At 42.7% G+C, this 12,560-nt stretch carries 14 protein-coding genes; 13 read left to right on the top strand and 1 reads right to left on the bottom strand.

Annotated elements, in window-relative coordinates:
• Positions 1-106: 106 nt before the first annotated feature.
• From mnmG to Q0A08_RS16030, 13 genes are all read left to right on the top strand, one after another.
• The gene (gene mnmG / locus Q0A08_RS15970) at positions 107-1,996 is read left to right on the top strand and encodes a tRNA uridine-5-carboxymethylaminomethyl(34) synthesis enzyme MnmG (protein ID WP_438462508.1); all 1,890 of its coding nucleotides are present in this window, start codon (positions 107-109) and stop codon (positions 1,994-1,996) included.
• Between the two features lie 39 nt (positions 1,997-2,035).
• The gene (gene rsmG, locus Q0A08_RS15975; RefSeq protein ID WP_438462509.1) at positions 2,036-2,668 is read left to right on the top strand and encodes a 16S rRNA (guanine(527)-N(7))-methyltransferase RsmG; all 633 of its coding nucleotides are present in this window, start codon (positions 2,036-2,038) and stop codon (positions 2,666-2,668) included.
• Complete coding sequence (locus tag Q0A08_RS15980; protein ID WP_438462510.1) at positions 2,668-3,435, top strand: ParA family protein; 768 nt, start codon at positions 2,668-2,670, stop codon at positions 3,433-3,435. Before rsmG ends, Q0A08_RS15980 begins: the two co-directional genes overlap by 1 nt.
• A gap of 86 nt (positions 3,436-3,521) precedes the next feature.
• Entirely contained in the window at positions 3,522-4,406 is an 885-nt protein-coding gene (locus Q0A08_RS15985; protein WP_438462511.1) for a ParB/RepB/Spo0J family partition protein, read from the top strand.
• 222 nt (positions 4,407-4,628) lie between these two features.
• A complete protein-coding gene (locus Q0A08_RS15990; protein WP_438462512.1) occupies positions 4,629-5,033 on the top strand; it encodes an ATP synthase subunit I in 405 nt (134 codons plus the stop codon).
• A gap of 53 nt (positions 5,034-5,086) precedes the next feature.
• On the top strand, positions 5,087-5,908 hold the full coding sequence (atpB, locus tag Q0A08_RS15995; protein ID WP_438462513.1) for a F0F1 ATP synthase subunit A: 822 nt from the start codon (positions 5,087-5,089) through the stop codon (positions 5,906-5,908).
• Between the two features lie 81 nt (positions 5,909-5,989).
• The gene (gene atpE, locus Q0A08_RS16000) at positions 5,990-6,247 is read left to right on the top strand and encodes a F0F1 ATP synthase subunit C (RefSeq protein ID WP_009834415.1); all 258 of its coding nucleotides are present in this window, start codon (positions 5,990-5,992) and stop codon (positions 6,245-6,247) included.
• Between the two features lie 54 nt (positions 6,248-6,301).
• On the top strand, positions 6,302-6,772 hold the full coding sequence (locus Q0A08_RS16005) for a F0F1 ATP synthase subunit B (protein ID WP_046015418.1): 471 nt from the start codon (positions 6,302-6,304) through the stop codon (positions 6,770-6,772).
• 23 nt (positions 6,773-6,795) lie between these two features.
• Positions 6,796-7,320, top strand: a complete 525-nt coding sequence (locus Q0A08_RS16010) for a F0F1 ATP synthase subunit delta (protein ID WP_438462514.1) — start codon at positions 6,796-6,798, stop codon at positions 7,318-7,320.
• A gap of 38 nt (positions 7,321-7,358) precedes the next feature.
• Positions 7,359-8,903, top strand: coding sequence for a F0F1 ATP synthase subunit alpha (gene atpA / locus Q0A08_RS16015; protein ID WP_438462516.1), 1,545 nt, complete (start codon positions 7,359-7,361; stop codon positions 8,901-8,903).
• Between the two features lie 84 nt (positions 8,904-8,987).
• Positions 8,988-9,848 carry a F0F1 ATP synthase subunit gamma gene (gene atpG, locus Q0A08_RS16020; RefSeq protein WP_438462517.1) on the top strand — a complete coding sequence of 287 codons (861 nt, stop codon included), beginning with the start codon at positions 8,988-8,990 and terminating at the stop codon, positions 9,846-9,848.
• A gap of 28 nt (positions 9,849-9,876) precedes the next feature.
• Entirely contained in the window at positions 9,877-11,253 is a 1,377-nt protein-coding gene (gene atpD / locus Q0A08_RS16025) for a F0F1 ATP synthase subunit beta (protein WP_438462518.1), read from the top strand.
• Positions 11,254-11,312: 59 nt separating this feature from the next.
• Positions 11,313-11,729, top strand: coding sequence for a F0F1 ATP synthase subunit epsilon (locus Q0A08_RS16030; RefSeq protein WP_438462519.1), 417 nt, complete (start codon positions 11,313-11,315; stop codon positions 11,727-11,729).
• An 81-nt stretch (positions 11,730-11,810) separates the two neighbouring features.
• Here Q0A08_RS16030 and Q0A08_RS16035 read toward each other — a convergent pair whose 3' ends face one another.
• Complete coding sequence (locus tag Q0A08_RS16035; RefSeq protein ID WP_438462520.1) at positions 11,811-12,557, bottom strand: TrmB family transcriptional regulator; 747 nt, start codon at positions 12,555-12,557, stop codon at positions 11,811-11,813.
• Between the last annotated feature and the right edge of the window lie 3 nt (positions 12,558-12,560).

The raw sequence follows: 12,560 nt of genomic DNA on the forward strand, positions 1-12,560 counted from the left end.
TTCGCTTTCTTTTTGAAATTTTGGCTTTATACTAGCGCCCTCAAATTCGAGCATTGTTCGTTTTTTATTCGTTTTGTTTTTCTTATTTAGTAATACCGAGGTTCAAGTGGATTTCCCGAGTCGCTTTGATGTAATTGTTGTTGGTGGTGGTCATGCTGGCACTGAAGCGGCATTAGCTGCTGCACGCACAGGTGTGAAAACCTTACTTTTAACCCACAACATAGAAACGCTAGGGCAGATGTCTTGTAACCCTGCCATTGGTGGTATTGGGAAATCTCACCTAGTAAAAGAAATTGATGCTTTAGGCGGTGCAATGGCACTTGCTACAGATAAAGCTGGCATTCAATTTAGAACTTTGAACTCTCGAAAAGGACCTGCTGTCAGAGCAACGCGTGCTCAAGCCGATCGAATTCTTTATAAAGCGGCAATACGTGACATCTTAGAGAATCAAGAAAACCTTTGGTTATTCCAACAATCTGTCGAAGATCTTATTGTTGAAAATGGTCAAGCCTGTGGTGTAGTTACTCAGACTGGAATTCGTTTTCAAAGTAAAACCGTTGTCTTAACAGCGGGTACTTTTTTAGGTGGCCTTATTCATGTCGGGCTTGAGAATCATGCTGGTGGCCGTGCAGGTGATCCACCATCAATTGGTTTGGCTGAAAAACTACGTGCTTTACCTTTTAGAGTTGATCGCCTTAAAACAGGTACACCACCACGTATTGATGCTCGCTCTGTCGATTTTAGTGTCATGCAAGCACAACCAGGTGATGATATTACCCCTGTAATGTCTTATATGGGTTCACGAGAACTTCATCCGAAGCAAATAAACTGCTTTATTACTCATACCAATGAAAGAACCCATGACATTATTCGTGGTGGTATGGATAGATCACCTATGTACACTGGTGTAATTGATGGGATTGGACCGAGATACTGTCCTTCAATTGAGGATAAAATTGTGCGTTTTGCGGATAAAAACTCACATCAAATTTTTGTTGAGCCAGAAGGTCTAACAACCCATGAGTTATACCCTAATGGTATTTCTACCTCGCTGCCTTTTGATGTCCAAATCGAACTTGTTCGTTCAATGAAAGGCTTTGAGAATGCTCATATCACACGTCCTGGGTACGCTATAGAGTATGATTATTTTAACCCTCAGGATCTAAAGTACTCGTTAGAAACGAAACATATGCCAGCCTTGTTCTTTGCGGGGCAAATTAATGGCACGACAGGATATGAAGAAGCGGGTGCTCAAGGTCTATTGGCGGGTTTAAATGCCTCTTTATTAGCACAAGGGAAAGAAGCCTGGTGTCCAAGACGAGATGAAGCTTATATTGGTGTGCTTGTTGATGACTTGATTACTATGGGCACGAAAGAGCCCTATCGCATGTTTACTAGCCGCGCAGAGTATCGACTAATTTTACGTGAAGACAATGCGGATCTACGTTTGACAGAGAAGGGCCGTGAATTAGGCCTTATTGATGATGAGCGTTGGGCTGCATTTTGTACTAAAAAAGAAGCAATCGAAACCGAGCAAACTAGATTGAAATCTAATTGGATTGTTCCTAATACGGAAGAAGCGGCGGCTATCAACCCAAAATTAGAAAATCCAATTACTCATGAATATAGCTTGATGGATTTATTAAAACGTCCTGGGGTTGAATATGCTGACGTGGCAAATCTAAAAGATGCTCCCGAAGAACCGGTTTCTGAACAAGTTGCAGAGCAAGTTCAAATATCAGTTAAGTATGCGGGTTACATTAGCCGTCAAGCAGAAGATATTGAAAGGTTACGTCGTCAAGAAAATACACCTTTGCCACTCGATATGGATTACGCCAATATCGAAGGTCTATCAAATGAAGTGAAACAAAAGCTAATCGAAGCCAAGCCTGAGACACTAGCTGCAGCCTCTAGAATACAGGGTATAACCCCTGCTGCGGTTTCATTATTGCTAATCAGTCTTAAAAAACGTGCCATTGCGAGCAAAAGTGCCTAGAATCAGCAGCCGTTAACCTTATTTTTTACGGAATTGATTGTGACACATTTTGAGACTATTCAGAAAGGGGCCCAAACAATGGGCGTCGATCTTCCTGAGACAACTATTCAAAAGCTAGTGGATTACCTAGCATTATTGCAAAAGTGGAATAAGGCCTACAATCTCACCGCCATCCGCGATGTGGATCAAATGATTGCCTTACACTTGATTGATAGTTTATCAACGATTCCTTATATCCAAGGCGACAAAATTATTGATGTTGGAACTGGTCCAGGCTTACCTGGCATGGTTCTGGCTATCTGTTTTCCAGAAAAGTCATTCACTTTGTTAGACAGCAATGGCAAGAAAACGCGCTTTTTAACCCAAGTTAAAATGGAATTGGCTGTCGATAATGTGACGGTAGCCAATGAAAGAGTCGAGCAACATGCTTTTGCTGGCGAGTATGATCATGTCATTTCAAGAGCCTTTGCATCGATTCAAGATATGATTAATTGGACTTTGCCATTGCCTAAACAAGAAGGAAACTTTTTAGCAATGAAAGGGGTATATCCTGAGCAAGAGATTCAAGAATTACCAGCAGATGTCTATGTTGATACAGTACATAGCTTAACTGTTCCCCATGTTGATGCTGAGCGTCACTTGGTCGTCATGAAACGTAAAGGAAGCGAGTAATGGCAAAAATTATAGCCGTCACTAACCAAAAAGGCGGTGTCGGTAAAACCACAACCTGTGTCAATCTTGCTGCATCTTTAACCGCGATGAAACGCAGGGTGTTGTTGATTGATTTAGACCCACAGGGTAATGCCACCACAGGAAGTGGGGTAGATAAGGAATCCTTGAGCATCAGTGTATTTGATGTCCTAGTAGGAACCCATGGGGTGAAAGAGGCTGTGGTGAATGTTGAGCCTGCTGGATATAGTGTTTTACCTGCAAATGGTGACTTAACAGGTGCTGAAGTTGTTCTCTTAGATTTGCCGAGTAAAGAAACGCGACTTAGGTCTGCTCTTTACGAAGTAGAACAAGAGTATGATTTTGTCCTATTGGACTGTCCTCCTTCTTTGAATATGCTCACTGTGAATGCACTAGCTGCAGCCCAAGGCGTACTTATTCCCGTTCAATGTGAATATTATGCGTTAGAAGGTTTAACTGCCTTATTGCAGACCATAGAGCGTATTACACAAGCCTTAAATCCTACTCTAGCCATAGAGGGAATCTTACGCACCATGTATGACCCAAGGCCGAGTTTGACTCATGATGTTTCTCAGCAGCTGATTAAACACTTTGCCGAAAAAGTTTATGATACCGTGGTGCCGCGAAATATACGTTTGGCGGAAGCGCCAAGTTATGGCCTACCGGTTCTTCATTATGAAAAGCAATCGCGAGGTGCTATTGCATACCTTGCATTAGCTGGCGAATTTATTCGTAAAAATCAGGCTTAAATATTGCCTATTTGTAAATATAGTTAGCACTAGTTAAAGCATGCTTTTGTAACAACAGGGGCATTACTTGTATAAAGGGTTTAAAAATGACGGTTAAAAAACGTGGTTTAGGTCGAGGCTTAGATGCCTTATTAGCACCTCAGGTTGTTGCTAATGAAGAGCAAACAGATGAGGTGGTAGAACAGCTGACAGGGCTTACCTATCTAGATCATGACTTACTCTGCAAAGGTAAGTTTCAACCTCGTCGTGATATGAACTCAGTACAGCTTGATGAATTGGCTATTTCTATCAAACAACAAGGCATAATGCAGCCGATTGTTGTTCGTCCAATAGAAAGTGGCAAATATGAAATCATTGCCGGTGAAAGACGCTGGCGTGCTGCTAAAATCGCCGAATTATCAAAAGTCCCCGTTATTGTTCGTCATGTGGAAGATTCTGATGCGGTTGTTTTAGCGCTGATTGAAAATATTCAGCGTGAAGACTTAAACCCAGTAGAAGAAGCAATCGCGTTACAACGCTTAATTGAAGAGTTTGAACTGACCCAACAAGAAGTTGCTGAGACAGTTGGTAAATCACGTTCTGCTGTCGCTAATTTATTGCGTTTATTAAGTTTAACTCCTGAAGTAAGACGCTTATTAGAGCATGGTGATCTTGAAATGGGCCATGCGCGTGCTTTACTGCCACTAGAGCACGATGATCAAATACATGCAGCATCTCAAGTAGTCACAAAAAGTATGTCTGTAAGAGAAACTGAGCGTTTAGTGAAGGCTATTCAGTTTAAATCACAGAACAATGATCAAGAAAGTGTCAGCCTACCTGATTTCAGACAAAGAGAAGAAAGCATAAGCCAGAAAATTAATGCTGCCGTGAAGATTCAACAAAACCCGAAAGGCAAGGGTAAATTGGTGATTGAGTACCGTAACCCTGAGCACTTAGAATTACTGTTAAGTGAACTATTTGAGGCCAACTAAGGGCCTCATATGCGTTTTTTTTGTGCATTTTTTCCATAAAACTTAAGAATCATCGACATGAATAGCTCGATAGTGTTGAACGCGCCACATATTCCCCCTATAATGCGTCGAATTTTTAACCTCTAGGGTATTTTGTAGATTCAAATTAAGTATTTGAGTTTGTTAAATAAGCTGGTAAATATTCGGTTTGTTTAGTTACAAAATTTTAGAGATTTAGTACCGATGACACAGAGTAAGCCACTAAGTTCTTTAGAACTTATTAAAGCGAAAAAAACAGCAGTCTATCGTTTTGTCTTTTTTCAGTTTTTAGCGGCATGCGTCATTTCATTGGTTATCTATTTTGCGAATAGTGAGTTATCTGCCTACTCATTTTTTTTAGGCGCTATCGCAAGTGTGATACCAAGTGCTTATATGGCGTTTAGAGTATTTGGAAGTAAGAAGGTTAGACCGGCTCAAGAGATCGCGAAATCTTTTTACAAAGGTGAAGCAGGCAAGTTAATCATCACGGCAATTATGATGAGTCTGATTTTTAGCCTAGTAAAGCCATTAGCTGCAGGTTACTTTTTTGCGGGTTTTGGAATGACAGTTTTAAGCCATTGGCTTAGCCCTTTTGTACTTAAGCATTAATTAAGTACAAAAGGATGACAGTTTTTAATCATTAAAGAGCGTGGATAGATAATATGGCAAGTGAAAATCCAACAGCTTCTGAATATATTCAGCATCACCTTCAGAATTTGACCTATGGTCAACATCCTGATGGAACATGGGGTATTGCCCATGGTGCAGCAGAAGCAGCCGACATGGGCTTTTGGGCAATTCACCTAGATACAATGGGTTTCTCCATTGGATTGGGGTTGTTGTTCATTTGGCTATTTAGAAAAGCAGCTAAGAAGGCATCTGCTGATACCCCTTCTGGTTTGCAAAACTTTGTAGAGCTTATGGTTGAGTTCGTTGACGGTAGCGTCAAAGAAACCTTCCATGGTAAGAGCAAGGTGATTGCACCCCTAGCACTAACGATTTTTGTTTGGGTATTCTTGATGAATACCATGGACTTAATACCTGTAGACTTCCTGCCTACGCTAGCCTCTCTTGTTGGTATTCCTTACTTTAAAGTGGTACCGACAACAGATATGAATGCGACCTTAGGTATGGCTTTCTCTGTTTTCTTCTTGATTGTTTTCTACAGCATCAAGGTGAAAGGTATTTCAGGATTTATTGGTGAGTTAACCTTACAACCTTTCGGTAAGTGGATGATCCCATTCAACCTATTGCTTGAAGGTGTAGGCCTTATTGCGAAACCAATTTCCCTAGCATTGCGACTTTTCGGTAACCTGTACGCAGGTGAGTTGATCTTTATCTTGATCGCTATTTTACCGTTCTGGGTACAGTGGGCATTATCTGTCCCATGGGCAATTTTCCATATCTTGGTAATCGTATTGCAAGCATTCATCTTCATGATGCTAACAATTGTATACCTAAGTATGGCACACGAAGATCACTAAGATCTTGGTGTAAAACGAGCACAGAGTTATATAAAGTTTTTTTAAACCTTCAATCTAAAACTATGAAAATTAGGAGTTAAAATGGAAACTGTAGTTGGTCTTACTGCGATTGCTGTAGCCCTTCTTATCGGTCTAGGTGCCCTAGGTACTGCGATTGGTTTCGGTCTACTTGGTGGTAAATTCTTGGAAGGCGCTGCGCGTCAACCTGAGATGGTTCCAATGTTGCAAGTTAAAATGTTCATCGTAGCGGGTCTTCTTGATGCCGTAACTATGATCGGTGTAGGTATTGCGTTGTTCTTCACTTTCGCAAACCCATTCGTTGCTCAGGTTGCTGGCTAAGTTTTTGCTTTTATTGCAAAAATTTTTTAAACGACTTAGAGCGAGGATATTAGCGTGAACTTAAATCTCACACTTATAGGCCAAGCTATCTCGTTTGCCTTTTTTGTCTGGTTCTGCATGAAATATGTGTGGCCACCAGTGATTGCTGCGCTTGAAGAGCGTAGTGCAAAAATTGCAGATGGTTTAGAAGCAGCTAACCGTGCTTCACGTGACTTAGAGTTGGCTCAAGAAAAAGCCACTCATACGTTACGTGAGAGCAAGGAACAAGCGGCCGAAATTATTGAACAAGCCAACAAACGGGCTAACCAAATTATTGACGAAGCAAAAGAACAAGCATTGGCTGATGGCCAACGTTTGCGCGATGCAGCAAATTCTGAGATTGAACAAGACGTTGTACGTGCTAAAGAAGCACTACGCGCTCAAGTTTCTCAACTTGCTCTTATCGGTGCTGAGAAAATTTTGGGTGCCAGTGTTGACGAGAAAGCCCACAGCGAACTAGTTGAAAAACTAGCACAAGAGCTTTAAGCGAGGGTCCAATGGCTGAATTAATGACAGTCGCTCGCCCGTATGCCAAAGCTGCGTTTGAAGTTGCTCGTGAGCAAGGTCAAGTAGCAGAATGGGCCAATATGCTTAGCGTATTGGCTACCGCTGCGAGTGACACGACATTAGCACAGGCAGTGCAAAATCCTGCTTTTAGTGCTGAAGAAAAAGCAAACGCGCTAGCAGATGTTTGCAATGAAGTAATGACAGATCAAGGTAAAAACTTTGTGAAATCATTGTCGGAAAATAGCCGCCTAACTTTATTGGTAGCGATTTCCGAATTGTTTAATCAGTTCAAACTGAACTTCGAAAAAGCAGTCGACGTTAATATGACGTCAGCTTACGAACTTTCAGCGGAACAAGAGCAAGCAATCAGTGCTTCATTGAGCAAAAAGTTGGACCGTACCGTCAACTTGGCGACTGAAACAGACGCAAGCCTTATCGGTGGCGTGGTTATCCGTACAGGCGATTTAATCATCGACGGATCAGTTCGCGGGAAACTTGCGAAACTGGCCGAGGCGATAAACTCCTAGCGTTTCGATAAATCGAAACCAGGGTTGAGGAATTTAGCATGCAGCAACTGAATCCATCTGAGATCAGCGAGATTATTAAGAAGCGCATCGAGAACCTTGATGTGACTTCTGAAGCCCAAAATGAGGGCACAATTGTCAGCGTAGCAGACGGTATCGTATTGATTCACGGTCTGGCTGACGTAATGTACGGGGAAATGATCGAATTCCCTGGTGGTGTTTATGGTATGGCATTGAACCTAGAGCGTGACTCTGTAGGTGCTGTAGTATTAGGCGGCTACCAAAATCTAGTCGAAGGTCAAAAAGTTAAGTGTACTGGTCGTATTTTGGAAGTTCCAATTGGTCCAGAACTACTTGGTCGTGTTGTTGACGCATTGGGTAACCCAATCGACGGCAAAGGCCCAGTAAATGCTCAACTTACTGATGCAGTTGAAAAGGTTGCACCTGGTGTAATCGAACGTCAATCAGTAGACCAACCAATTCAAACTGGTTATAAAGCCATTGATGCAATGGTACCTGTAGGTCGTGGTCAGCGTGAGTTGATTATCGGTGACCGTCAGGTAGGTAAAACAGCACTTGCTATCGATACCATCATTGCTCAAAAAGGCAGTGGTATTAAGTGTGTGTATGTTGCCATTGGTCAAAAGCAATCTACTATCGCTAACGTAGTACAAAAGCTAGAAGAAAACGGTGCATTAGAGTACACAACAATCGTTGCGGCTGGCCCTTCTGACCCTGCTTCTATGCTTTACCTAGCACCATACACTGGTTGCACAATGGGTGAGTACTTCCGTGACCGCGGTGAAGATGCACTAATTATTTATGATGATTTGACTAAACAAGCTTGGGCTTACCGTCAAATCTCATTGCTACTACGTCGTCCTCCAGGTCGTGAAGCGTATCCTGGTGACGTATTCTATCTTCACTCTCGTCTTCTTGAGCGTGCATCTCGTGTAAACGTAGATTACGTTGAGAAATTCACCAATGGTGAAGTGAAAGGTAAGACTGGTTCTTTGACTGCTCTTCCTATCATCGAGACTCAAGGTGGTGACGTATCAGCATTCGTACCAACCAACGTAATCTCCATCACTGATGGTCAGATTTTCTTGGAAACAAGCTTGTTCAACGCGGGTATTCGTCCTGCAATGAACGCGGGTGTATCTGTATCCCGTGTTGGTGGTGCTGCACAAACTAAAATCGTTAAGAAACTAGGTGGCGGTATCCGTCTTGCCCTAGCTCAGTATCGTGAATTGGCGGCTTTCGCTCAGTTCGCATCTGACCTTGACGCAGCTACTCGTAAACAGCTAGAGCACGGTAAACAGGTTACTGAACTGATGAAACAGAAACAGTTTAGCCCTATGTCTATAGCTGATATGGGCGTAATCCTTTACGCTGCCAACGATGGCTTCCTTGAAGATGTTGAAACAAACAAGATTGGTAGTTTTGAACAATCTTTGCTTAGCTACATGAACAGCGAACACGCTGATCTTATGGCTGACATTAACAAAACTGGCAATTATAACGGCGAGATTGAAGCGACTTTTAAAGCGGCAATCGAGAAGTTTAAAGCAACACAAACTTGGTAATAAATTGGTGGGAACTGCGTTAGCAGTTCCCACCAGTCTATATTTGCAGTTTGTGAATTAACATTCTCACAAGGGCAGTTCATTATGGCAGTCGGAAAAGAGATACGCACTCAGATTTCGAGCATTAACAATACGCGTAAAATTACTCGCGCTATGGAAAAAGTAGCGGCAAGTAAAACGCGTAAAGCTCAGGATCGTATGGCCGCTTCTCGTCCGTATGCGGAACGAATTCGCCAAGTAATTGGCCATTTGGCTAATGCGAATCCTGAGTATAAACACCGTTACCTTACCGAGCGTGAGGCGAAGCGTGTTGGTTATATCGTAGTCTCTTCTGACCGTGGGTTATGTGGTGGTTTGAACATTAACGTGTTCAAGAAAACCCTAAAAGATATGGAGCAGTTTGCTAACGAAGGTGTCGAAATCGATGTCTGTGCCGTTGGCTCTAAAGCCGTTTCATTCTTTAAAAACTACGGCGGAAACGTTACAGCAGCTGTTACCGGATTAGGTGACGCACCTGAAGCAGAAAACCTAGTAGGTAGTGTGAAGGTGATGCTGGACGCATTTGATGAAGGTCGAATTGATCGTCTTTATGTTGTTTCTAACGAGTTCGTGAATACCATGACTCAGAAACCAACAGTCGAGCAACTTCTACCTCTTAATGCGGAAGAGAATGCAGAGTTACAGCACCACTGGGATTACATTTATGAACCAGAAGCTGTAGAGATTCTGAACGATTTATTAGTTCGTTATATTGAATCTCAAGTATATCAGTCAGTTGTTGAAAACATTGCGTGTGAACAAGCAGCTCGTATGCTTGCCATGAAAAACGCAACGGATAACGCTGGTGATATCATTAATGAATTACAGCTGGTGTACAACAAGGCTCGTCAAGCAGCGATCACTCAGGAAATTTCTGAGATTGTAAGCGGCGCGGCAGCGGTTTAAGGTATTTAGGTATTAAGAGGATCCGAACATGAGTAGCGGACAAATCGTACAGATTATCGGCGCGGTAATCGACGTGGAATTTCCACGTGATAATGTGCCAAAAGTATATGATGCCCTAACGATCGAGGGTAAAGAGTTGGTGTTGGAAGTTCAACAACAACTAGGTGACGGCATTGTACGTGCTATCGCCATGGGTTCAACTGAAGGTATGAAGCGTGGTTTGGTTGTAGAAAATACAAACAACCCAGTATCTGTTCCAGTTGGTACCAAAACTCTAGGACGTATTATGGACGTTCTGGGTAATCCGATTGATGAAAAAGGTCCAATTGGCGAAGAAGAGCGTTGGGCTATCCACCGCGAAGCTCCAAGCTATGCGGAACAATCTTCTGACAACGCACTTTTGGAAACTGGTATCAAGGTAATCGACCTTGTATGTCCGTTTGCGAAAGGTGGTAAAGTTGGTCTGTTTGGTGGTGCCGGTGTAGGTAAAACCGTAAACATGATGGAACTTATCCGTAACATCGCTATCGAGCACAGTGGTTATTCTGTATTCGCTGGTGTTGGTGAGCGTACGCGTGAAGGTAATGACTTCTACCATGAGATGACTGATTCGAACGTAATCGATAAAGTATCTCTAGTATACGGTCAGATGAATGAGCCACCAGGTAACCGTCTACGTGTTGCTTTGACTGGTTTGACTATGGCTGAGAAGTTCCGTGACGAAGGTCGTGACGTTCTTTTCTTCGTAGATAACATCTACCGTTACACATTGGCGGGTACTGAAGTATCTGCATTGTTGGGTCGTATGCCTTCTGCGGTAGGTTACCAGCCAACTCTTGCTGAAGAGATGGGTGTTCTTCAAGAACGTATCACATCTACTAAGACTGGTTCTATCACATCTATCCAAGCGGTATACGTACCTGCGGATGACTTGACTGACCCGTCTCCAGCAACAACATTCTCGCACTTGGATGCGACTGTTGTATTGTCTCGTGACATCGCATCTTTGGGTATCTACCCAGCGATCGATCCGCTAGATAGTACTTCTCGTCAGTTGGATCCTCTAGTAATCGGTCAAGAACACTACGACGTAGCTCGTGGCGTTCAAACTGTATTGCAGCGTTATAAAGAATTGAAAGACATCATTGCGATCTTGGGTATGGACGAGCTTTCTGAAGAAGATAAGCTATCTGTAAACCGTTCACGTAAGATCCAACGGTTCATGTCTCAGCCATTCTTCGTAGCTGAAGTCTTCACTGGTGCGCCAGGTAAGTATGTTTCTTTGAAAGATACAATCCGTGGCTTTAAAGGCATCCTTGATGGCGAGTTCGACGAATTGCCAGAACAAGCGTTCTACATGATTGGTAGCATCGACGAAGCTGTCGATAAAGCTAAGAAACTTTAACCATGCATAACCGGTGGCTTAGATAGTTGCCGGTTAAGCCTGACATAGAGAGGCATCTTATGGCTATCACAGTACACTGCGATATCGTAAGCGCTGAGCAAGAGATTTTCTCTGGATCGGTAGAGACTCTTGTGGCAGCCGGTAGTTTTGGTGATCTAGGTATTAAACCTGGACATGCACCATTGCTGACTCCACTGCTTCCAGGCCCTGTTCGCGTGGTTAAACAAAACGGTGAAGAAGATATTATCTTCGTATCGGGTGGTTTCCTTGAAGTGCAACCACACCGTATTACCGTCTTGGCAGACACCGCTATTCGTGCCCATGATCTGGACGAAGCGGCTGCTCTAGAAGCGAAGAAACATGCAGAGGAATTGCTGAATCAACAGAATTCAGATATCGATTTCTCTCGTGCGACCGCTCAGCTAGCAGAAGCCGTTGCTCGACTACGTACTATCAGCCAATTTCGCTCGAAATAACTGATTACGTAAGAGAGTTTCAAAAAAGCCCCGCTTACTTAGGTAAACGGGGCTTTTTTATTGCTGATTTATAATGAAAATTTACAGCAATCCCCACAAGGTATTAAAGATAATTTGTTGAGCCATAGCGATGTCTTTAGACTCAAGCACCACGGCAGAGGGGAAGTTATCACTGGCCAGAGAAATAATGGCACACTTAGGTGGATAGATAGCTATGTAACTGGCGTCAACAGCACCTTCAGTCCGTATCCATTTACGCTCAGAAAGTTCTGCATCTTCACCACCATCACCAATCGCAATAACATTTACCTTGATACCCAGTTTGATTCTTTGCTTAGTAAAGTTAGGGAAAGGGCGGTACAAGAAAGGTCGAATGGGCTTAGAAGAAAAAACACAATATTCTTTTTCATCACTGTCTTGCTCAGAAACAACATTTAGAATATCTCTTAGTACCCATTCAATACCTTCATCCCCTTCATAATACCTCACATTGGTATGGTGATAATCTGGTTGTAACTGGTGTAAGTTAGGGATAATCGAATGCTTTAAGGAGTCTATCGCCTTATCAAGGTTAGTGCGTTTTTCTTCAGCAAGTTTGAGTAGAATTTCTGGATTCTCGGCGCTAAAAAAGCGGCGTTTACCTTTAGGAAAGTAACTCACTACCCCTTTGGCTTGTAACTGTTTTAAAGATTCATAGGCTGAACCGCGATTAATACCACTTTTATCTGCGATATCTCTGATAGAGGCTGGACCGAGCTGCAATAAGGTCTGATATAACAGGGTTTCTCTAGGGCTTAAGCCTAATTGATCAAAAGCTTGCTGAATCATATT

The sequence above is a fragment of the Marinomonas sp. PE14-40 genome (assembly GCF_051623805.1).
Lineage (GTDB): Bacteria > Pseudomonadota > Gammaproteobacteria > Pseudomonadales > Marinomonadaceae > Marinomonas.

Bases quoted from the DNA above. Each gene is read 5' to 3' on its own strand.
- Q0A08_RS15980 (WP_438462510.1), top strand. From the start codon at position 2,668: ATGGCAAAAATTATAGCCGTCACTAACCAAAAAGGCGGTGTCGGTAAA.
- Q0A08_RS15985 (WP_438462511.1), top strand. From the start codon at position 3,522: ATGACGGTTAAAAAACGTGGTTTAGGTCGAGGCTTAGATGCCTTATTA.
- Q0A08_RS15990 (WP_438462512.1), top strand. From the start codon at position 4,629: ATGACACAGAGTAAGCCACTAAGTTCTTTAGAACTTATTAAAGCGAAA.
- atpB (WP_438462513.1), top strand. From the start codon at position 5,087: ATGGCAAGTGAAAATCCAACAGCTTCTGAATATATTCAGCATCACCTT.
- atpE (WP_009834415.1), top strand. From the start codon at position 5,990: ATGGAAACTGTAGTTGGTCTTACTGCGATTGCTGTAGCCCTTCTTATC.
- Q0A08_RS16010 (WP_438462514.1), top strand. From the start codon at position 6,796: ATGACAGTCGCTCGCCCGTATGCCAAAGCTGCGTTTGAAGTTGCTCGT.
- atpA (WP_438462516.1), top strand. From the start codon at position 7,359: ATGCAGCAACTGAATCCATCTGAGATCAGCGAGATTATTAAGAAGCGC.
- atpG (WP_438462517.1), top strand. From the start codon at position 8,988: ATGGCAGTCGGAAAAGAGATACGCACTCAGATTTCGAGCATTAACAAT.
- atpD (WP_438462518.1), top strand. From the start codon at position 9,877: ATGAGTAGCGGACAAATCGTACAGATTATCGGCGCGGTAATCGACGTG.
- Q0A08_RS16030 (WP_438462519.1), top strand. From the start codon at position 11,313: ATGGCTATCACAGTACACTGCGATATCGTAAGCGCTGAGCAAGAGATT.
- Q0A08_RS16035 (WP_438462520.1), bottom strand. From the start codon at position 12,557: ATGATTCAGCAAGCTTTTGATCAATTAGGCTTAAGCCCTAGAGAAACC.